Origin of the sequence: Acidicapsa dinghuensis (genome assembly GCF_025685685.1) — a bacterium.
Taxonomy (GTDB): domain Bacteria; phylum Acidobacteriota; class Terriglobia; order Terriglobales; family Acidobacteriaceae; genus Acidicapsa; species Acidicapsa dinghuensis.
In genome coordinates this window covers 311,413-334,418 of the sequence record NZ_JAGSYH010000001.1, presented here as the reverse complement: position 1 = coordinate 334,418, position 23,006 = coordinate 311,413, and the positions used below count along the sequence as shown (strand labels likewise).

Here is a 23,006-nt window from a genome sequence, read left to right as displayed (position 1 = left end):
TTTTTGTGTCTGAAGCAGTCGGGGTTGAGATGCGCTATTTGCCTTGTATGCGAGGAGCCTCAGTAGTCCGAGGCTCCTCCGGTGTCGTCGGAATCTTCCGTATCATCGGAGCCGTCGGCCTTATTCTCTTTTGCCGGAACTACCGTCGTAATTAACCCTATTCCTGCTTTTTGCATAGTGCTGTTGTATGTGGAAACAGCCTGGGTGTCGATTCCGTTCAGTGTGGATTGCACGGAATGCAACTGACCATCGAGCAGTGCGAACACCTGCTTCTCTGGCTCAGTTGGTGCATCGTCAGAGTTACCGGCAACATCGCCGCCTCCCGTGCCAACCTCAGCACCGAGCCAGACGAATTTCAGATACAAGCCTAGCGGTCCACGGAAAGACTTTTCGTCTTCTTCGGCGATGGTCGGGTGAAGCAGCTGATCTTCCTGCGCAAGGAATTTCTTGTTCAACTCGTCGGTTGCGTCCAGAAGAGACTTATCAGCGTGCCGCGCAACGAGTAGCGCGCGCGTATCTTCCAGTTGCTTGCGGCTCCATTCAATCTGGTTAATCAGATCGACAGATAGGTTTGTATCTTCATAGATGCGATAGGAAAGCTTCGAAGAGGCAATCGCATCATCAACTGTTGCCGGGGTTCGAGGGTCTTTGATTACGGTGATCGGTTGGCTTTCACTCTTGCCGTTTACGGTGAGCTTTGCGGTGTATTTTCCCGGCGGAACGAGCGGACCATCTGTGGATTCACCGCCGACGCCGTAGTAAAAGACCGGCCGCGTCAGCTTTCCTGCGAAGCGCTTTTCGCTCCAGATATGCGGATTCCCCGGCGGCGTTGTACGAAGAGCAACATTGTGCGTCGGCTCATAACGAAGGTTCCACCAGACACGATTAATGCCGGGATGAGTTGAAGGATGGATCTGTTGCACGAGCTTGCCTTCACCGTCGAGGATATCGAGAGAAGCTTTCACCTTTTCCGATTTAACAAAGAAATTGATGGAAACTCCATCTGGAGGATTCTGCCCAACGGATGCGCCGGCAGGAGCCATATCGCGCTTGAACCCCGCGCGGAACCGGTAAGCGTGGCGGATCGGATAGAGAGTCGCATCGGCCTCGTCCTGGCTCGGCTTATAGTTCTCCAGCGCCGTAATATCGTCCATGATCCAGAAGCCGCGGCCATACGTGCCGACAACCAGATCCTTGAATTCAGACTGAACCGTCATCCAATAGACAGGCGCATGCGGCAGATTCTGCTGGAAAGCTTGCCAGTGCGCGCCATCGTCGAAGGAGATGTAAAGTCCGTTCTCCGTACCCGAATACAGCAGTCCCTTGCGTACAGGATCTTCACGGACGACATGTGTGTAGCTCAACTGCGATGAGGGAATACCGTCCGTAATCTTCGTCCATGTCTTGCCGTAATCAGTGGTCTTGTAAAGATACGGATCGCGGATATCGACTTGGTGCCCATCGAAGGCCACATAGCATGTTCCCGCGGCGTACTTTGAGGGCTCGATGCTATCCACCGTCATCTTGGGCGGCAGGCCCGGGATGTTCGCAGTGAGGTTCGTCCAGTGAGTGCCGCCGTCGCGGGTCATTTGCACCTGGCCGTCGTTCGTTCCGGCCCAGATCTGTCCTTTTTCAACAGGAGACTCTGCGATGGCGTAAACAACGCCTGCATATTCGACGCTCAAGTTGTCCACCGTCAGGCCGCCTGAGTCCCCGTGCATGGATGGATCATTGAGCGTAAGGTCTGGACTGATCTGCGTCCAAGTCTGGCCGCCATCGGTCGTCTTATGCACATACTGGCTGCCGACGTAGACCGTGTTGTGATCGTGCGGCGAGATGGCGATGGGATAGGTCCAGTTCATGCGGATCTTTACTTCGCCCGCGTTAGCCCCCATCGTCCGATCAGGCCATACACTGACCGATCGTGAGAAGCCGGATTTGGCGTCAAATCGCTCCGTCACGCCCGCATAGCATCCGCCCCAAACGACGTTGTCGTCCACTGGATCAGGAATCTGCCAGCCCGTCTCGCAGCCTGCTCCGGTCGTCCATTCGCTGGCGCTGATGCGTCCTTCACCTGGAACGTTGCTGGGGCCATGCAGCGGTGAGCCATCCTGCATCTGTCCATAGACCATGTACGGAATGCGATTATCCGTGGCAACGTGATACATCTGTGCGATCGGCAGCCGGGTGAGGTTCCAGGACCGGCCGCGCTCCGTGCTGATAAGTACGCCGCCATCAGAGCCAATCATCATGCGGCTCGGATTCGTTGGGTCGGCCCACATGTCATGGTTGTCGCCGCCGCAATTGCCCTGACGTCGCGTGGCTGTCGCTTCTGCCGCGGGATTGTCACCGGGGCAGTGCATGTGGTCTGAAGTCTCACCGCCATCAAAGGTTACGCTGATTCCGTTCGATGGAAAGTAGACCTCGTTCTCGTTGTCAGGCATGACCAGCATGCGCGTGTAATAGTGCGGACGCTCGTTGAGCAGCCGGCTGTAGTTCACCAGAGTCCAGTCGGAACCACCGCTGTCAGAGCGCCAGAGCGTGCCTCCTTGCCCTGTTTCAATGAGTGCGTAAACACGGCGTGCATCGCTTGGCGCAAAGCTCACGGCAATCTTGCCTAGCGGGGACGCCGGCAGGCCGTGTCCCGTGATGCGCTTCCAGTTGTCGCCGCCATCGGCAGTTACAAACAAGCCACTTCCGGGACCTCCGCTGTTTCGCCCCCACGTCTTGATATCGATCTGCCACGAAGCCGCAATCAGTTTGCTTGAGTCTGCAGGATCTATCGTCAGATCGTAAACACCGGTGTTCTCATCGACGAACAGAACGCGCTTCCATGTTTTGCCGCCGTCGGTAGTGCGATAAACGCCACGCTCCTGTTGCGGGCCATAACAGGTGCCGAGCGCGGCGGCATACACAATATCCGGGTTGTGAGGATCGATGACGATGCGTCCGATACGGCCTGTCTTCTCAAGGCCCATGTGCTGCCAGGTGCGGCCACCATCGATTGATTTGTAAATACCGTTGCCAAGCGAAACATTGCTGCGGATAAACGGCTCTCCCGTACCGACCCACACGACGCTGTGATTGGAGGGCGCAATGGCGATGGAGCCGATAGACTGCGCATCTTCCTTGTCGAAGATTGGGTACCAGTGAATGCCCGCGTCAAAAGACTTCCACACTCCGCCCGATGCCGCGCCAGCGTAGTAGACATTCATATCGCCAGGCACGCCGACAACCGAGGTCACGCGATTTCCCGGAGGGCCAATGTAGCGATAGCGGAGCGTGCTGAACGGATCCTCCGATTTATGTGCTGTCGAATCGGAAGATTGTGCCATTGCGGCATTAGTGAGTGGAAGCAGGGAAGCGAGAACGGCAACAGACAGGAAGCGGAGACATCGCGAGGTCAACGGGTTCCTCCAGGATTTGTTGTGAACTGCCGAAGCGATCTTCCCTTGCAACTTCAGCGTCGTCAAAGTAAGTGTGCAATGAGTGTAGCAGTGTGAGAGCAGATAACAAGCACTGAATAAAAAGGTTCTTTCATGCCGTTGCTGGCTGGCTTTATCGAGCCGAAGCGCTTGATGCTGGACGCAATCCTTTGCCGCGCATTCGTACTCGTATTACTATTGCCGCAAAACAAACCAGGATCAAAATCTCCACAAAGACTTTGCCGCCATCCAGCAGATCTGGATGACCATCCTTCAGATCAGGATCGGTCAGAATGCTGTGGATGAAGAGCAGGATAGCCGCAGGAAAGACAAGATAATGGAGCTTGCGCCATAGCGGCCTGCCGATTCTGCTGCGGAGAAGAGAAGTAATAAAGACGAGCAGCAGCAGGTACATTGCTCCGGCGCCCGCGACGTTGATCCATGGCTGCAAAGGCGATTGAATGGGCAGAAGAATATCAAATAGACGGAAATGCGGCTTATCCAGAAAGAGCAGAACCGCGGGATGGCTGAGCAGCAGAACGACGGTTGCGTAAGCAGTCCACTGATGAAGCGCAAAAAGATTGATCTGCCGATGAGGCCAGTAACGCACTGGGCTGTAGCGCAGAGAGATCAACAGGCCAAGCAGCAGGTTTATACCGGCCGCTCCTGTTGCGGCAAGGCCGAGATACGCGCATAGATCCAGTAGAGTCATGCCTGTTCCTGAATATTCGGAAGATCCAGAAGCTTATATCAAAGACACCTTAACCGAGATGCAAAACCACCTCTGCGGCCGCGCTGAGCCATGGTTCAATGGCAAAGACAAAGGCAAACACAGTGAGGACTGCAATTACTGTAAATAGCAAAAACTTCTTGTTGGCCGAGCCTGGGGTACATGGAGGTGTTTGCAGTAGCCTGTCGATGCGCGATTGCAGTTCCTCTTCATGCGTCGCGAGACCTGTAAAGAGATAGTTGGGCTTCTCGACCGGAATGAGCCGCGCACATGAGACAAGGCTTTCAGCCAGAGTAAGAGCCCGCGATTTGCTTCCACGGGCAGCCTCATCGTCTGCGGCCCAGTCGCTATACCGCAACCACAATCGCATTGGCGTTGGATGCGATTGCGTCTGGAACCCGAGGCTCGGAAGGCAGTGGAGCAATAAGAGCTTCCAATTGTCTTTGTGCTCAAGATGAGCGCGTTCGTGGTCAAGCGCCACGGCTAGAGCTTCAGCGCGTAGCCCGGAGGGGCCGAGAAGGGTTTCTGCAATCAGGATGGTGGGATTTGTGAGCCCGATAACCGCAAGCGGGGGATACGATTTGCTGGAGCGAAGAAGTGTTGCCGGTGTGGCCGAATGCTCAAAGCTATTCGCACTGGTGAGTGCAGCTCGAAGCCGGATCGAGCGCAGATACATGCATAACCCGTTGCAGAAGGCCCATAAATAACGCCAGGCTGCAAAGGCGGCTATGCCAACACTCAGGCCTCCGATCCGCTCCGAAAGGTGATTAACTTCTGTTGTCAGATAATGCGGCAGCAACAGTAAAACCGCGAACAGAAAGGCCGCAGCGTGTGTGGTAATCTGCCCCATCAGCAGAATTTTTTCCTGCCTTCTGGCGTTCCCGTCGAATATGCGAAGCAGCCTTGGCAGGCATAGCCAGAGAACAAATTCCGTGAGTGCCTGTAAAACGCCGAATCCAATTAAGGCCAGGCAGACAAAGCGCCATGTGTAGGAGAGCATCATCGCGAGTGCCCGCTTTCCCCGGCGGTCTCGCCAGATTCCTTGCGCGCCTGTCTAATCTTTTCTTCAAGAGTTGACAGCAGTTCCTTGTCGTACTCCTGGACAGCATCTACAAAGCATGAAAGCAGCACGTCCTTGCCCGCGAAGGAGGTTGAGAACAGCTGTCGTACCCAGTCACTGGTACGCCCTTGCTCGAGGGTCGAAGCACTGATTCCCGCCGAATAAACAAAGGCTCGATCCTGCTTTTCACGAACCACCAGCCGCTTCTTGTACAGGCGATCAAGGATTGTCATGACTGTGGTGTAAGCGAGCGGATCGCTGAGTTTTCCGGCGACCTCATGCACGGTCGCGCGGCCGCTGTGCCAGAGGACTTCGAGAACTTCGCGCTCCCTATCCCCAAGCCTACCGATGGCTCGGTTCTCGGCCGGGCTGTCGATTTCGCGCAAATCGTCTCCTTGCGGTGGTATCGATTGGAAACAGGAAGCCGTTGCGATCAAGACGGCCATCTTTGGCGAAGAGTTTCAGCTTTCTGCCGCCAATAGGTTATTTCGGGCAAAGCCGACCTGTGCAGCCCAGTATACAAAGTCAGTGCCAACACGCGACGTTGATATCGTGTTGCTAAAAATGCAGAGTCGAAACAAAAAACACGGCAAGACTCTGACGAAGCGGTATCTTGTCCAAGAGACCTTCGCACATAGATAGTCCTAGCGAACCTCGCTCCTGGCGGAACGACAGCCATGGGATCAGGCCCATTTCCAAATCAGACTGAGGAGTTCCATGAAGAATCCCAGACATTACTTATCCTTGTTTGCGTTTGCAATTCTTGCCTTGCCCGTGACCTCGTACACACAATCCGGTCCGGTCAATGTGAGCCTCTTTTCCGATATGCGCTGGCGCGAGATTGGCCCTATGCGCGCCGGACGCACCCGGGCACTGGCGGGAGTAGCCAGCGAACCTGCGACCTTCTATCTTGGAGCGGTCGGTGGCGGAGTGTTTAAGACGACGGATGCCGGTGCGACCTGGCACAGCGTCTGGGATAAGGAACCGACAGGTTCTATCGGTTCGATCGCGGTTGCGGAATCCGATCCGAAGATTGTCTATGTGGCCAGTGGCGAAGGTCTGGCGCGGCCCGATCTCTCGACCGGCGATGGAGTGTACAAATCCACCGACGGTGGCGAAACCTGGGAGCATCTTGGACTACGCGAGGGGCAGCAGATCGGTGAGATCGCTGTAGACCCTACCAATGCCGATCGTGTCTTCGTCGCTGTTACAGGTCATCCCTACGGACCGAACAATGAGCGTGGCCTGTATCGCTCCACCGATGGCGGAAAGAACTTCAAGCGGGTCTTGTTTGTGAATGATGAAACAGGCGCCTCCGAGGTGGCGATCGACCCGAAGAACCCAAACATCGTTTTTGCCGGCATGTGGCAGCGTCGCGAAGGGCCCTGGGAAAATGGTGCATGGTCCGGCGCGGATGGCGGCCTCTTCCGCTCAGACAATGGCGGCGATACATGGACCAAGCTGACCGGCCACGGTCTGCCCGAGAACATTGTGCAGGTAAATATCACGATTTCTCCAACCGACTCGCAGCGTATCTACACGGCTATCGCTTCGCAGGATGGCAAGGTCGGTCTCTATCGCTCAGATGATGGCGGCGCAAACTGGATCCACGCAGCGGCAAACGACTCTCGTCCTGAAGAACGCATCGGCGGCGGCGATCTGCCTGTTCCCAGAGTCGATCCCAAAGATCCAGACACGGTTTACGTCGCATCGATCGTGACCTGGAAGTCGACAGACAAGGGCGTGACATGGACAGGTTTGCGCGGATCGCCGGGCGGTGACGACTATCAGAACGTCTATATCAATCCGAATAATACGAAAATCATCGCTCTCGCCAGCGATCAGGGCGCCATCATTACACAGAACGGCGGCGAAAGCTGGACGCAGTGGTATAACCAGCCCACGGCGCAGGTCTATCACGTTACGGCAGACAATGCGTTCCCGTATCGCGTGTGTGGCGGACAGCAGGATAGCGGCAGCGCGTGCGTATCAAGCCGCAGCAACGACGGCCGCATCACTTTCCATGACTGGCACCCGGCGGGCATCGAGGAATACGGCTACGCTGCGCCCGACCCTCTCGATCCCGACATCGTCTACGGCGGTAAGGTCACGCGCTATGACCGCCGTACCGGCCAGGTAGAGAACATCGAACCCAGCCCGCTGCGTAGCTATCGCGTGCTGAGGACAGAGCCGCTGATGTTCTCCCCTGTTGATCCGCATCGCTTGTACTTCGCGACCAATACGCTCTGGCTTACGACGGATTACGGCAAGAACTGGAAAGAGATCAGTCCCGATCTTAGCCGCGAGTCGTATGAACTACCGCCGACGTTAGATTTCTACAAAGATTCGCCAACAGCAAAACCGATTCGCCGCGGCGTTATATACTCGCTGGCTTTGTCTCCGCTCGACATCAATCGTTTATGGGCCGGCACCGATGATGGTCTCATCTGGACTACCACCGATGGTGGCGGGCACTGGCAGAACGTAACACCGCCGGAGTTGAAGCCTTTCTGGAAGGTCTTCAACATGGACCCAGGCCACTTCGACAAGCTCACGGCTTACGCGGCAATCAACACAATGCGCCTCGATGATATGCGGCCGCATCTCTTCCGCACGCATGACGGCGGCAAGACATGGCAGGAGATCAACAACGGCATCCCTGACGGAGCCGCAACCAGCACCATCCGCGAAGACCCCAAGCGCAAAGGCCTGCTCTATGCCGGTACGGAAACACAGGTGTACGTCTCCTTTGACGATGGAGATCACTGGCAATCCCTGCGTCTCAACATGCCCGCCAGTTCAGTTCGTGATTTGCAGATCAAAGGCGACGATCTGATCGTCGGCACGCATGGGCGCGGCTTCCTCATCCTTGACGATGTGACACCGCTGCGCCAGATATCCGAGGCTGTTGAGCAGAAGAAGGCATATCTCTACAAGCCACAGACCGCGCTGCGCATTCGCAATAACATGAACCCGCCGACTCCGTGGCCTCCGGATATGGCCACCGGCGAAAACCCTCCTGATGGAGCCATAGTCGACTACTATCTCAGCCCTGATTTTACTGGTGATGTTACGCTCGAGATTCTCGACAGCAAGGGCGAGGTCGTAAGCCGCTTCAAGAGCACTGATCCAGTTCCTCAACTCGATCCTCGTTATCCCGATCCAACAATCTGGGCGCGCCCGCCGCGTGTGTTGTATGCGACACCCGGCCATCATCGCTTTCTGTGGGACATGCAGTATCCCCAGGTACCCGGCATGTCGACCGAGCCAGATGCGGAGACGGCGGTTCCACACGACACGCCACCTGTCTCAACCGCTCCGTGGGTGATGCCGGGAAGCTACTCAATCCGTCTCATTGCCAGTGGAGAGACCATGACCGAGCCGTTGAAGGTAGTCATGGACCCGCGTGTTAAAACCTCAGAGGCCGATCTTGCCGAACAGTTCAAGGTCTCGAAGTCGGCTTACGATCAGATGCTTCAGGCTACGGAAGCCCTGCATCAGATCACAGTTCTACGTGAGCAGTTGAAGGCGCGGTCGACACAGGCTCCGATTGCAGGATCTGGCCCTTCTCTCGAAGAGAAACTGGAGAAAATTGCCGGAGGAGAACGCGGTGAACGCAGGATGCGTGGAGGCGCGGGACGACCGGCAAATCTGAATTCTGTCCGCATGCAACTTGCTCGCCTGGAGCATTCGATCGAGAGCGCCGATATGGCTCCAACCACAGCGCAGATCGAAGCGGTGGAGGCCACAAGCCAGCCCTTGCCCGAACTGCTGCACCAGTGGGAGCAGATTAAGCAAACCGATCTGAAGGCTTTGAACGCCACGCTCAAACAGCAACATCTGGCAGCTTTACGGCTCGATACCTCAAAGCTCGATCATGGCGTCATCGACCAGGTGGAAATGGGAGACGAAGAGTAGTAGCAAACCTCCACAATCGAAGGAACTTGACTGAAATGAGCCATGGCCCGTTACTACATATGGTAGTAACGGGCCTGCTGCTTTACTTATGGATCAGGCAGCTCGATCTTCTGCTGCTTTCTGCTCCCAAGTTCTCATATTCGTCGGAGGCGCATTGCGTCTTATTGCCGCATTTCTCATCCTTGTCTGTTCATTCGCCGCAGCCGCCCAGACTACTGACACGGCTACCCTGCAGGGTACGGTGACTGACCAGACAAACGCTGCTGTGCCTCATGCGGCTGTTACGGTAGAGAACGCTCTCACCGGCCTGCATCGCGAAGCTACAGCTGATACAAATGGTTACTTCGTTGTTGCCGGCTTGCCAGTCGCGGGTGCATATAAGGTGACCGTTACAGGCCCGGGTTTTGCCGCCGCCGAGGTAGATCATGTCGTGCTTGCAGCGGGCAGTGCCGCGCAAGTTTCCGTGAGATTGAATGTCGCAGTTGCGAGCGCCAATGTCATCGTGACGGGCGCGGCGAACGATGTTCGCATAGACCAGCCGCAGCTTGGCATACGGCTCAGCGAGCAACAGATTGAAGAGACGCCTCTATACAGCCGCCGCATTACGTATTTGCCTCTTCTCAGCGCTGCGAATCGACCTGCCATCAATCAGGGCGACGTCTTCATGAATGAAGACCTCTTCACGACCAACGGGGCGGGGCGCAGACAAACCTGGTTTGAGATTGACGGCAGTACGGGCAACGATAGCTGGGGCAGACAAACGCTATTCACCAACGTTCCGCAAATGGCTGTCGATGAGATGTCGGTGTTGACCAACGCATTTACCGCACAATATGGCGGCGGCACAGGAAGCGTAGTCAACATCGTAACTCGCAGTGGTGGAAACAGCCTTCATGGTCAGGTGCTTGAATTGTGGCGCCCATCCGGTCCTGAAGCATCTCTCTCTGGATTCACTACAGCGAATGCATCGAGCGGCAATGATTTGACCAACGATGCACTGGGACAGACAGCGGCATCGATCGGCGGAGCTTTCGGCAAAGATCAGCTCAATCATTTCTTTTTGGCAGGAGAGTTCAATCGCCAGGATCGTGCCTCGCCTGTCATCTCGCCGCTTGATCCCGGCCCGTATATCGGTCACTATCGAGGCTGGCTGGGATTTCTTCGTCTCGACCGCCAGTTCAATGCGCACAACAACGGTTTTCTGCGCGTGAATATGGATCACTTCTATGACACCAACCCCAACGGCATTGTCGGCGGCAATTCGCTGCCGAACGTAGCGCGCATCTTCCGGCGCTATACCTACGCCGGCGAACTCGGCGAAACATCTGTCTTAACGCCGCACATGGTCAACAATGCGCGCTTGCAATTCCAACTCGCTTCACCCATTACGGAATTCGATCCTGTTGTCTTCAGCACTCAATTCGTTGTGCCCATTACCAGTTCCTGCGGATCGACTGCTTGCGGTACGTTCACTTCCGGCACTTCGCAATCCGCGCTGCTGATGAACCGTCAATATGTGGCTAACGAAACCCTGGCAATCGCCTATGGTCATCACGACATCACGTTCGGCGGCAGCGTGATTGATGCTCATACCGGCGGCAACAGCAAAGAGTTTGGCGGCCCAATTTATCTTGGATCGTTCACTTATTTTCCGTGCCCGCAGCCAGTCTCTGTCTGCGAAAGCTCTGATTACCTGAATAGCATCGCCAATGTGCAGAGCTACCAGCAGAGCTACGGCAATGCGAACTACACGGTAGACGATCAGCTCTGGGCGCTCTTTGCTCAGGATGATTACCGCGTGAGCCATCGGCTCACCCTTAATGCCGGACTGCGTTATGAGCGGCAAACCTTCACAGATGCTGCTTTGAGCTTCGCACCACGTGTAGGTTTCGTCTTCGATATGACGGGTTCAGGCTCACTGGTTGCCCGTGGCGGCTTCGGCATCTACTACTCGCAAATTGTCGATAACGAAGAAGCAAGCTATGCACTCGGCGGACCGCAAGGTGTATTCAACTACACGGCCACTCCTGGTCAGGCTGGTTTTCCAGCAGCGGTTTCTGATGCGCCGCTTCCGGCGTTCCCCGCTGGGGCCAATGCTCCGGTACGGAGCCTCTATGTTCGTCCCGGAGATAGTAAATATCTCGACACGTTTTTCCCGACCTCTGCACTGAATGGCTATCCCGACCAACTTCTGAATCCTTACTCCGAGCAGTGGACATTGGGAATCGAGCATCGCTTTGCTACGCAATGGCTACTGAGCATCGACTACGTAGGCACGCATACGCTGCGTATCGTGCGTCCGCTAGATGTTGACAGCCCTTCGTACTTTGCCCGAACCGAGCCAGGACAAGTACGCACCGCGCAGGCCGCGAACTGCACCCGTCCATACTGGATCTACTGGTATCAGCAGAATGGAGCTACTTGCAATACGGCAAAAGCCACGAACCCTCAACCGCCGTACAGCGTAATCCAGACAGACGTCAATGATGGATATCTCCACTACGACGCGCTCGACGTGAATCTTTCGCATGCTTTCAGTAAGCGATTCGAAATGCTGACCAGCTATACCTGGTCGCACACGCTCGACAATGTCGATCCCGATACGACCAGCCAGAATCCAAACGACGCTAATGTAACCGGCGAAGCCGAATACGGAAACGCCATCTACGATCAGCGGCACAGGTTTGTATTAAGCGGCCTCTATGTTGCTCCGCTAAAGGTGCACATCGGTGGCGTAACCACGCTCGCAAGCGGGCTACCGTATAACCTGACCACCGGCGTAGTAAACAATGGCGATACTGGCGCAACGACAGCGCGCCCGGTCATCAATGGCGCAGTCGTCGGCCGCGACACCGGCAGAGGCAATCCGATCTACTCTGTTGGTCCCTTTGTGTCGCGATCCTTCCCACTTTATAGAGATTTGGTGCATCTCGATCTGCGGGCAGAGGCGTCAAACGTACTCAACCACGCAAACTTTGTTGGCTATAACGGAACCTACGGCAACGGGGCGACGCGGGCCGCAGGGTTTGGTCAACCTTTAGTGGGCATCATAAATCAGCTACCGGCGAGAGAATTGCAGTTCTCCGCGAAGTTTCTTTTCTGATGCGTCTCCCTACCATTGATCGATCGTTAATTCGAACTGCCCTGCAGATCAGATGGCTGATTGTGATCCTCATCGCAGGTTGTGCTGCTTCGCGTACATTGTGTGCGCAGTCGAATATGGCATCGATCACCGGTGATGTTGTCGATGCACAAGGCAAGCCTGTAGCTGGTGCTGAGATTACGATTACGAGCACTGACCTATCTGCAAAACGCGTTCTGCGCTCCAGTGATAGCGGCGGCTTTCGTGTGCAGGGGCTGGTCCCCGGAGCGTACGAGATCAAAGCTGAGGCGAAGCTATTGGGGCTGATTTTGAAACGCCCTCTGCGTCTTACGCTTACTCTCGGCAGCAACACTGAAGTCTCCGTTCGTCTTGCCCCAACAGCCGTGCATCAAAGCACAACGGTTCATGCGCGAGCGGGCACGTCAGAGGGAAACACGCTTGCCCCCGCAATCAATAAGACAGAGGTATCGCAAAACAGCTTTCTCGCCGGCATGACGGTGACGTATCTGCCTAACCGCGATCGCGACTTCTCGCAATTCGCGCAACTGGCTGCGGGCACGCATGAAGATAGTACCGGCAGTGGTGTCATTATCTCCGGGCAACGCGCTTCTTCGGTTGTGACGCAGGTAGACGGCACGAATTTCGACAATCCACTCACCGGCTCAAGACGCGGCGCAGAAGATGGCAGCTTCTTTCTTCCGCAGACAGTCGTGCGTGAATTCGAGATCGTTCGTTCCGGTGTGACTGCGCAGACCGGCAATACTAATGCCGGATTCATCAACGTCGCGACGAAAGAAGGATCGAATAAATTTCACGGCGAAGCCTTTTACACAGGCCGCCCCGCAACACTGACTGCAGCAGACGCCTTTGATCGCTCTCTCGATAATCAGCAGAACACCTTCGGCGGTTCCTTTGGTGGACCAATCCATCACGATCGCAGCTTCTTTTATGCAGGCACAGAGCAGGATTTTTTGCACGCGCCTTATTATGCTCAATTTGAACCGCAGGCTTCTGGTGTCGATCTTCCCGAGCAACTCGCAAGCATGCAGGGCCAGATCACGGAGCGTAATACACCCACGGCTGGATTCGCGCGTTTTGATTTCCTTCTCAATTCTGCGAATACGCTGAACCTCGAATTCAGCGCTAATCGCGTGCGTGCCACCAATATTAGCGACGGATCAACCCGCACCATCGGTACAGAAGATTTTGCTTCTTCACTTGGCGGTCAGAGTTTCTGGGTGCGCGGTGGACTTACGACAGTCGTCAGCAGTCAAAGCGTGAATCAGTTTGTCACAGCGTGGTCATCGGATCACCGGCATCTCTCGCCTAATTCCAACGGGCCTGAGTTCTATATCAACGGCTTCGGCATTCTCGGCGGAGATGCCCTGGGAGAGCATCTCTACAGCGCACGCCGGTTTGAATTAGCAGATACGTTTTCGGTTGAGGCGGGTAAAACATCGGTCGATATCGGCAGCGTGTACTCTTATGACCCAATGTATGAGCAACGCGAAGAGAATCTCAATGGACGTTTTGATTACAACTCCCTCGACGATTTTCTGGCAAACAATCCGCGGCGCTTTCAGCAGACCTTCGCAGTTGGCAACACGCGCTTCTCCGGATCGATCAACGAACTTGCTCTCTTTATCAATGCCAAGCGGGATCTTACGAAGCACATCGTTCTGACCGCGGGCCTTCGCTGGGCAGGCCAGTGGAATCCGCAGTCGGCGCAGAAGATTCCAAATGACCTGATGCAGTGGCAGCCACGCCTTGGTCTCGCATGGAATCCTACAGAAAAGACGGTGGTGCGCATCTCGGCTGGCATCTATGATGCAGCAACGCCCGGCGCAGTCTTTCATCGTGTTATCTCTGACAGCGGCACAAACACAATCGTCGCCGATAGCTACTTCGACCCGGAACTGCTGGCTCTGACGGATGCGAATACGAATGCACCGCATGCTCTTGCCACCCCGCCAACGCTGATCCAGTCGCATGCGCTTGTTGTCAATATCGACCCAGGGTTCCGCAATCCATCATCAGCCCAGGTTGCGTTCAGCGTCGATCAGCAGTTTCTAACCAAGCTGGAGATCAATGCAGGCTATCTTCATAGCGCAACCTGGCGCCTGCAGCGGCGTCTCGACGAAAATCTAAATCCGCCAACGGTGAATGCCGATGGTATTCCCATATTCCCGTCAGTTCGGCCAAATTCTGCGGTTGGCCGTGACCTGGTGAACCAATCATCCGCGCACTCAAGCTATAACGCGTTTCTTCTCACAGCTACTTCGCAAATTTCTCGCCGCACGCAACTGGTTGCCAACTACACGCTCTCGCAAACGCGCGACGATGATTCAAGCAATGATCCATACGGCATCGATTCAGCGGTGAATCCATTCGAGCTTCAGCAAGAGCGCGCCTTTTCTTCGCTCGACGAGCGGCAGACGCTCAATCTTGAGGCTATCTTCAATCTGCCTCTTGGTTTCAAGTGCAACCCGCTTTTCGTTACCCACTCTGGCCAACCGTACAATCCGATCATTGGCTTCGACACACAAAATGATGCGAATGACTGGAATGACCGCGCCGTCATCAACGGCGTCATGTCGGCACGCAACAGCATGCGTCAACCAGCATTCTCAGATCTTGACCTGCGCGTCGTGAAAGATTTCACGCTCAAGGGCGAAGGGCATCATCTTGATCTTTTCCTTGACGTCTTCAATCTGGCCGGAGCAGAGAACCGCAACTTTGGTGCGGATGCGATCAGCCTCTTCGGCCTGCCGTCACAACCTGTATTTACTGCTGGGCAACCACAATATGCACCTGGAGTCACACGGATAGGAGGTCCGCGAGAGGTCCAATTCACTGCCCGGCTGGTGGCTTTTTGATCTGGATGTAGCCTGCAAGACAAGAAATGAGGTATGACCAATCTCGATCCCGCCTGTTCCTGAAACAGGAACGGGATTTTTTGTGCTTGCGCTTCTGCCTGCCTGTTGTATCCTTCCTTTTCATCAGGTATTCAATCTACGCAGGAGCTACACGTGCTCTGTAGGCCTCGTTTGGGTTTGCTGGCGGTTTTACTCCTCGCAGGTGCAGCAGCAAGAGCGCAACAGTATCCTGCCAACTTTCTTTCCGGTCTCACGTGGCGCGATGTCGGCCCAATGCGCGGCGGTCGCACATTTGCTGTCGCTGGTAACGCGAATCAGCCTGACATCTTCTATTTCGGCTCGGTCGGTGGCGGCGTCTGGAAGACGGAAAACAGCGGGCGAACCTGGTTTCCTATCTCTGATCAGGGCATCCCAATTGGCTCCATCGGAGCCATCGCGGTAGCGCCCTCCGATCCCAACATTGTGTATGTTGGCACCGGCGAACCCGACATTCGCAGTCAGCACTCTTACGGTATCGGCGTCTTCAAATCGACGGACGCAGGCAAAACATGGACCCATATCGGACTGGAAGGCACACGGCAGATCGGCCGCATCGTTGTCGATCCCGAAAATCCGGATCTGGTCTATGTGGCGGCGCTTGGACACGTTTACGATGCCAATCCAGACCGCGGCGTCTATCGCTCGACCGATGGTGGTGCGCACTGGAAGAAGATTCTCTGGAATCACGAGCGCTCCAACGATGTGGGTGCTATCGATATCGCTATTGACCCGAATCATCCGAAGGTGCTCTACGCGTCACTGTGGGCCTCGCGCCGTCCACCATGGTCTGTCTATGCGCCGTCGTATATGCCCGGCAGTGGGCTTTATAAATCAACGGATGGCGGAGATACCTGGAAACCACTCACCAACGGCTTGCCCAACGACGATCATGTAGGCAAAATCGGCATTGCCGTCGCACCCAGCAATTCCAATCGTCTATATGCAGTTGTCGACGACATCGGCAGCAGCGTAGCAGAGCCTATTGGCCGGGGCGGCGCAACTCCGAAGCCATCCACGCCCCCTCCGGGTGGACTCTACATCTCCGATGACTCAGGCGAGACATGGCGGCTGGTCAACAATGAAACTCGTCTCTGGGGTCGCGGCTGGTATTTCGAATCTGTCGCCGTCGATCCCACGAATCCTGACCGCGCCTACGTCATTAACACCGCTACCTACATGACGCTCGATGCGGGCAAAACTTTTGTGCCGGTGAAAGGCGCGCCCGGCGGCGATGACTATCACCAGCTCTGGATCAATCCCAAAGACGGCAACCGCATGGTGCTCAGCAGTGATCAGGGCACTGTGGTCAGTGTCGATGGAGCAAAGACCTGGAGCACCTGGTACAACCAGCCCACGGCTCAGATTTATCACGTTGCCGCAGACAATCGCTTTCCATACTGGCTCTACGGCGCACAGCAGGACAGCGGCGGAGTTGGCGTCAGCACGTGGTCGCGTGAGGGTGTTCTTTCGTTCCGCAACTGGGAGCCGACCTGCCTCGCAGGTGAAAGCAATACCGTCATACCTGACCCTAAAGACGGCAATCTGCTCTATGGCGGTGGTGAAGGCCCCTGCGATCAGGCATTGAACCTGATGACCGACCGCGGCGGCGAACTGCCGAAGCCAGATCCCAACGATCCGAACCGCAAGACCTGGACATTGCCGGAGGTTTTCTCGCCTGCCGATGATGCGCTCTATTTCTCGAATCAGTTTGTCATGCGCTCCCGCGACCGCGGCCATACATGGGAGAAGATCAGCCCCGATCTGGCTCGCGTGAGTCCAGAAGTGCCAAAGACGCTGGACCCCGTAACAGCCAAAGATATCGACGAGCAGATGACGGATCGCTTCGGCGTCGTTTACACCATCAGCCCCTCGCCACTGGATGAGAAGACTGTCTGGGCTGGCACCGATGACGGCTTGATTCACGTCACGCACGACGATGGCAAAAGCTGGCAAAATGTAACACCACCGGCATTGACAGCCTGGAGCAAGGTCTCTCAGGTTGAGGCAGGTCATTTCGATCTCGGCACTGCTTACGCCTCAGTTGACCGTCATCGCCTTGCGGACAACAAGCCCTACATCTATCGAACGCACGACGGCGGCAAAACCTGGCAGAACATCACCACGGGCATTCCCGATGGAGCCTTCGTCAACTCTGTCAAGGAAGATACTAGTGTGAAAGGCTTGCTCTTCGCAGCCACCGAGCTTCGCGTCTATGTCTCCTTTAACGACGGCGATCGCTGGTATCCGCTCCAGAACAATATGCCAGTCACGTCGGTTCGTGATGTTGTCGTGCATGGTGAGGATATTGCCGTCGCCACCTACGGACGCGGTTTCTGGGTACTCGATCAGGTTGCTCCTCTACGGCAGATTGCGGAGAAGGGAAGTCAGATCGATTCGGGGAACAATGCCTATCTCTACCAGCCAGGCGAGAGCATCGCGGTTCACAATGGCGGGATGGACGGGACGCCGTTACCGCATGAAGAGCCGCAAGAGCAGAATCCTCCCGCCGGCGTTGTCGCCTATTACTGGCTGCCTAGCTCAGCGACTACTCCACTCAAAATCGAGCTCGTAGACCCGGAGGGCAAAGTACGTGCCTGCCTCGCCAGCGACACGCCTGTTCAACCTGTTGATACAGAGAAGATCAACGTGCAGGCCGTCTGGGAAGAACCACCGCAACCTCCATCCGCAGCTGCAGGCATGCACCGTGCCGTGCTCGATCTTCCGGCACGTCGAGGTTTCGGCCGCACCGCCGCTGAGCAGCCCGTGGACGCATGTCATCCCGCCGGTTCACATACCGAAGCCGAACAATCAAGACCAACGCGTGGACGGCGCGGCCAGGAGTTCTTATCGCCCGGTAATTACACAGTCCGTCTGACAGTCGATGGGCATACTTATACGCAGTCAGCCGTCGTGAAGCCCGATCCTCGCGGACTGACCCAGAGTGCCGCTCCCAGCGATAACGGGAACGACGACGAATAAACAGCGCTGTGGCCGTTGTAGGTGTTTGCCGCAGGCTTCACACAAGATCCTTCGCTTAAGCCGGTTGCTGCTTTCTGCCCTTGAAGCTTCTGTATTTTTAGTTTCCTATTTTTGCGCTGTGCCATGCTCGTTGAACTCTTCACTCTTTGGAGATATCGCCGTGCCACATGCTTTCCGGAACACCGTCCCGTTTCTTTCTAAAACTGCGCTCTTCACCGTGTTTGCGCTGACTTTTGCGTACACAACAGCGACAGCCCAGCAGGCCGCGCCATCGAAAAGTACCGGTCCCGCTGCCGACTTTTCTGCGCTCAAGTTACGCCAGATCGGCCCTTTCCGTGGAGGCCGCGTAGGCGCAGTAACCGGCGTTCCGGGTGAACCATTTGTCTACTACTTCGGGGGCACCGGCGGCGGTGTTTTTAAGACCACGACTGGCGGTCATACCTGGGAGCCTGTAACCGACGGCCAAATCAATTTCGGCTCTATCGGCTCCATTGCCGTTGCTAACTCCGACCACAACGTCATCTACGTCGGCACCGGCGAGAGCACGATTCGTGGCAATGCCTCGCATGGCGATGGTGTTTACAAATCCATGGATGCGGGCAAGACCTGGGCTCACGTAGGCCTCGAGGACACGCAACAGATCGGCCAGATCCGCATCGACCCAAACAACCCTGATCTCGTCTATGTAGCCGCCATGGGCCACATGGCTGGAGCGAACGCGGAACGCGGCGTCTTTCGCTCCAAAGACGGCGGCAAAACCTGGCAAAAGGTTCTCTTCAAGAGCGACAAAGCAGGCGCGGTCGATCTGGCCATGGACCCCACCAATCCGCGCGTGCTCTATGCATCTCTCTGGCAGGTCGTTCGCAAACCGTGGACATTCGAGAGCGGCGGCCCCGATAGCAGCATCTGGAAGTCCACCGACGGCGGCGACACATGGAAGGAACTGACGCACAACCCCGGCATGCCCAAAGGCGTGCTTGGACGCATCGGCCTTACCGTGTCTCCCGCGAATCCCGAGCGCGTGTGGGCTCTAATTGAAGCGCAGGAAGGTGGCATCTTCCGCTCCGATGATGCCGGAGCTACATGGACCAAGCTCAATGGCGACAACTCCATCAAACAGCGCGCGTGGTATTACTCGCAGGTCTTTGCTGATCCCAAGAGCGAAGACGTTGTCTATGCGGTAAATACGGCGTTCTTTAAGTCCACCGATGGTGGCAAGACATTCACTCGCATCCGTAATCAACACGGTGACAACCACGATCTATGGATTGCTCCTGAAGATCCCAACCGCTTCATCGAATCCAGCGACGGCGGAGCGCAGATTAGCTTCGATGGCGGCAAGAGCTGGAGCACCGAAGATAACCAGCCCACAGGCCAGTTCTATCGTGTTGCTCTCGACAACGATTTCCCGTACCACATTTACGGCGCGCAGCAGGACAACACAACCGTCGAAACCGCCAGCCGCAGTAACAGTGGCTCTATCACCGAGCGCGACTGGCATGAAGTGGGTGGCGGCGAAAGCGGTTGGATCGCTCCAGACCCGCTCAACTCTAACTTTGTCTATGCCGGTTCTTATGATGGTCTCTTGACTCGCTATGACAACCAGACAGGTTCTCTGCGTGACGTCAACGCATGGCCCGACAATCCCATGGGTTCCGGCGTGGAAGCCATGAAGTATCGCTTCCAATGGAGTTTCCCGCTGCTCTTTTCGCCGCACAATCCCAAGCGCCTATACGCTGGCAGCAATGTCTTGCTCGCCACCACGGATGAAGGACAGCACTGGACCGTGATGAGCCCAGACCTAACGCGCAACGACAAGACAAAGCAGGGACCATCTGGCGGCCCGATCACCAAGGACAATACTGCGGTTGAGTATTATGACACTATCTTCACTGTCGATGAGTCACCTGTGAAGGCGGGCGTCATCTGGGCCGGCTCCGATGACGGCCTCATCCACGTCACCACTGACGATGGCAAGAACTGGCAGAATGTCACGCCAAAAGATATGCCGGAGTGGATACGCATCAACTGCATCGCCGCTTCGCCGTTCGATCCCGCCACAGCTTATGTCGCGGCCACCATGTATCTCTCCGACGATTTCCATCCATTCCTGTACAAAACCTCCGACTACGGTAAGACCTGGAAGAAGATCGTTAACGGCATTCCTGATGATGACTTCACTCGCGCCATAAGACCTGACCCCAACCAAAAAGGTCTACTCTTCGCGGGCACCGAGTCGCACCTCTACATCTCCTATGACGATGGAGAGAAATGGCTGCCCTTCCAGCTCAATCTGCCCGCCGTGCCGGTAACTGACATCGCTTTTCAGAAGCGCGATGATGACATGGTTCTTGCCACGGAAGGCCGTGGCTTCTACGTTCTCGATGACATGCCTTTCGTTCGCGCACTCGATCCTGCAAAGTTCGAACGTAAAGACGAGGTCAAACTCTTTCCGGTAAAGAAGGTCATTCGCATCGCCGGAGGCGGAGGCTTTGGCGGTGGACGCGGAAACTTGACTGCAGGCCAGAATCCCGCGAGCGGCGCCGTCATCTACTACTTCCTCAAAGACAAGCCAAAGGACGAAGTAAAGCTCCGATTTCTGGACGACTCCGGCAAGCTTATCCGCGAAATCTCCAGCAAGCCACCCGCGCATGGCGATGAAGAAGAGCCAGACGAAGAACGTGGACCGCGTAACACCCTTGCACCTGCCAAGGAAGGGCTAAACCGCTACGTCTGGGATCTTCGCTATGAAAAAGCTGTCGGCTTCCCAGGTCTGCTCATGTGGGATGGATCCCTAGAAGGCCCTGAAGCTATACCTGGCGAATACAAGGTTGAGTTGGTAGTCGATGGAAAGACAGAAAGGCAAAACTTCTCCATCGTCAAAGACCCGCGCACTCCGACCACTCCTCAACAATTCCAGGAAGAGCTGGCGCTCAGCCTCAAGATCCGGGATCGAGTCTCCGATGCGAACAATGCCGTCATTCACATTCGCGCCATGAAAGATCAGCTAAAGCCCTATGACGCGAGTAGCGATGAGCAGGTGAAAGCAAGCGCAAAGAAGTTGACCGAAGAGCTGACGGCGATCGAAGAGAACATCTATCAGACCAAGCTCCACGCCGATGAAGATGCGCTCAACTATCCCATCCGGCTCAACAACAAGATCGCTTCCGTAGGCGGCGTAGCGGAATTGTCCGATGTAGCCCCAACCGCGCAGGCAGTCGAGGTCTTCAACGAGCTATCTGCCAAGCTGCAGACCGAACTCGATCATCTGCATCAGGTCGAAACTTCAGGTGTCTCTGATTTCAACAAGCTAGTGCGGGAACGCAATATTCCCGCAGTCAACCCAGAAGCCAAGCCAACCGCAAAAAAGGAGTAGTCAGAGCGTAATCAACAGAAAGCAAAGTATCTGGCCTTTGAGACCGATACGCAATCACGATTGATCCCAAAGGCCTTTCTATTTCCACCAATTTCGAGACCTAAATAACGAATTGTTTGCTTGTCATGAACTAATCTCACTGCTATTTGCCGGATCTTGATCAAAGCTTGCTAGAAATAGCTATATGGTTGATCCGTCCTCTTTCACTCGCCGCCGCTTCCTGCGTCAAAGTCTGGCCTGGAGCGCTCTTGCCGCTGTTTCACCCAGTCTTCTTGCGAAGAAGGAGCCAATAGCCAATCACGAAGCTGCCCACGCTCTCATGATCGGCGACTGGGGCTGGCAGTCCAAACCATCCAAGGACGATCTGAGTGCCGGCAGCTCTTACGCGGCTCAATCGCAGGTAGCGCAGGGCATGAAGCAATATGCAGGAAAGCACAATCTGCGTACCGACGCCTTGTTTCTGTTGGGCGATAACTGGTATGGCGACCTGCCTGACGGCGCCAGGTCATCGCGCTGGGTCGACCAGTTTGAAGCCATGTATCCAGCCGATGTCTTTCCTGGCTCCGCCTACACCATGCTCGGGAATCATGACTATCAGACTCTGCCCGCCACGGTGAATAAAGTAGAGGCGGAATTGGAATACGCCAGGAGCGGCCGCGGCGTCGACGGCAAACCCACGCGATGGACGCTGCCCGCGCGCTGGTATACCTTTGATTTTCCGCAACATAATCCGCTGATGCACTGCATCGTGCTTGACAGCAATATGCCTGCGGCCAATGGAAGCTGGCAGCATGGCCAGAACTTTACGCTTAAGCCGGAAGAGCAGGCGGAGCAGTTGCGCTGGCTTGAGGAGCAGTTGCAAAAGCCTCGCACGGAGCCCTTTCTTGTCGTCATGGGGCATCATCCCGTGTATTCAAATGGTCCGCACGGCGATCATCCGGTGCTGGTGCGTGACTGGAGCCCGCTTTTCAAGAAGTACAAAGTCGATTTCTACCTCGCTGGACACGATCACGATTTGCAAGTGCTTCATTTTGAGGATCATCCGACGACGCACTTTCTTTCCGGAGGCGGCGGAGCCGATCTGTATGTGCTCAAAATTGACGATGAGATGCGCGGGCCATACGCGCAAGAGGTCCATGGTTTCAGCCACCTCTCGGTGACGAAGCACGAATTGCAACTGCGCCATCTGGATAGCGGAGGCCGTTTTCTATTCGGAGCCGCGAAGACGCCGGAAGGGAAGCTGCGCGTTCTCGAAGTCTGATTGAAGCAGCGGTTCTGGGCGAATTCTGAAGCCCTGGGGAAGACAATGCGCAATATCTGTGCTGCACTGTGCAATCGGCGGCGAGCGATGCGCAATCCATGTACAGCACTGTGCAATCGACGTCTTGCAAAGTGCAATCGCTGTGAGACAAAGTCCAATCGGTGTGCGCACAAGTCGGCAAGTCAGCTCTGCACGCGGTTCGTTGTGGCTGGTCCAGACGTAGATGTTTTGATTCCGCA

At 55.7% G+C, this 23,006-nt stretch carries 10 protein-coding genes; 6 read left to right on the top strand and 4 right to left on the bottom strand.

All coding sequences use genetic code 11. The annotated features are described in order from the left end of the window. Positions 1–59: 59 nt before the first annotated feature. The 4 genes from OHL22_RS01280 to OHL22_RS01265 all read right to left on the bottom strand — a co-directional run bounded on the left by OHL22_RS01280 (position 60) and on the right by OHL22_RS01265 (position 5,601). On the bottom strand, positions 60–3,407 hold the full coding sequence (locus tag OHL22_RS01280) for a WD40/YVTN/BNR-like repeat-containing protein (protein WP_263332392.1): 3,348 nt from the start codon (positions 3,405–3,407) through the stop codon (positions 60–62). A 151-nt stretch (positions 3,408–3,558) separates the two neighbouring features. Next, on the bottom strand, positions 3,559–4,137 hold the full coding sequence (locus tag OHL22_RS01275; RefSeq protein WP_263332390.1) for a ferric reductase-like transmembrane domain-containing protein: 579 nt from the start codon (positions 4,135–4,137) through the stop codon (positions 3,559–3,561). A gap of 49 nt (positions 4,138–4,186) precedes the next feature. Next, entirely contained in the window at positions 4,187–5,005 is an 819-nt protein-coding gene (locus OHL22_RS01270) for a M48 family metalloprotease (RefSeq protein WP_263332388.1), read from the bottom strand. A 149-nt stretch (positions 5,006–5,154) separates the two neighbouring features. Then, positions 5,155–5,601: a BlaI/MecI/CopY family transcriptional regulator gene (locus tag OHL22_RS01265; protein WP_263332386.1), complete on the bottom strand. Its 447-nt coding sequence runs from the start codon at positions 5,599–5,601 to the stop codon at positions 5,155–5,157. Positions 5,602–5,932: 331 nt separating this feature from the next. Here OHL22_RS01265 and OHL22_RS01260 point away from each other — a divergent pair, with 331 nt between their 5' ends. The 6 genes from OHL22_RS01260 (at position 5,933) to OHL22_RS01235 (ending at position 22,767) form a co-directional block, all read left to right on the top strand. Next, positions 5,933–9,133 (top strand): beta propeller repeat protein, encoded by a 3,201-nt coding sequence (locus OHL22_RS01260; protein ID WP_263332384.1) that lies wholly within the window; start codon positions 5,933–5,935, stop codon positions 9,131–9,133. Between the two features lie 154 nt (positions 9,134–9,287). Then, positions 9,288–12,236: a carboxypeptidase regulatory-like domain-containing protein gene (locus OHL22_RS01255; protein WP_263332382.1), complete on the top strand. Its 2,949-nt coding sequence runs from the start codon at positions 9,288–9,290 to the stop codon at positions 12,234–12,236. Between the two features lie 116 nt (positions 12,237–12,352). After that, the gene (locus tag OHL22_RS01250; protein WP_263332380.1) at positions 12,353–15,112 is read left to right on the top strand and encodes a TonB-dependent receptor; all 2,760 of its coding nucleotides are present in this window, start codon (positions 12,353–12,355) and stop codon (positions 15,110–15,112) included. 153 nt (positions 15,113–15,265) lie between these two features. Next, positions 15,266–18,130, top strand: coding sequence for a WD40/YVTN/BNR-like repeat-containing protein (locus tag OHL22_RS01245; RefSeq protein ID WP_263332378.1), 2,865 nt, complete (start codon positions 15,266–15,268; stop codon positions 18,128–18,130). A gap of 160 nt (positions 18,131–18,290) precedes the next feature. Continuing rightward, entirely contained in the window at positions 18,291–21,506 is a 3,216-nt protein-coding gene (locus OHL22_RS01240; RefSeq protein WP_263332376.1) for a WD40/YVTN/BNR-like repeat-containing protein, read from the top strand. Between the two features lie 184 nt (positions 21,507–21,690). After that, positions 21,691–22,767 carry a metallophosphoesterase gene (locus OHL22_RS01235; RefSeq protein ID WP_263332374.1) on the top strand — a complete coding sequence of 359 codons (1,077 nt, stop codon included), beginning with the start codon at positions 21,691–21,693 and terminating at the stop codon, positions 22,765–22,767. Positions 22,768–23,006: the final 239 nt, after the last annotated feature.

What these genes read in the sequence shown, in the direction of transcription:
- OHL22_RS01275 (WP_263332390.1), bottom strand. Translation starts at nt 4,137, where the DNA reads ATGACTCTACTGGATCTATGCGCGTATCTCGGCCTTGCCGCAACAGGA.
- OHL22_RS01270 (WP_263332388.1), bottom strand. Translation starts at nt 5,005, where the DNA reads ATGGGGCAGATTACCACACACGCTGCGGCCTTTCTGTTCGCGGTTTTA.
- OHL22_RS01260 (WP_263332384.1), top strand. Translation starts at nt 5,933, where the DNA reads ATGAAGAATCCCAGACATTACTTATCCTTGTTTGCGTTTGCAATTCTT.
- OHL22_RS01250 (WP_263332380.1), top strand. Translation starts at nt 12,353, where the DNA reads ATGGCATCGATCACCGGTGATGTTGTCGATGCACAAGGCAAGCCTGTA.
- OHL22_RS01235 (WP_263332374.1), top strand. Translation starts at nt 21,691, where the DNA reads ATGGTTGATCCGTCCTCTTTCACTCGCCGCCGCTTCCTGCGTCAAAGT.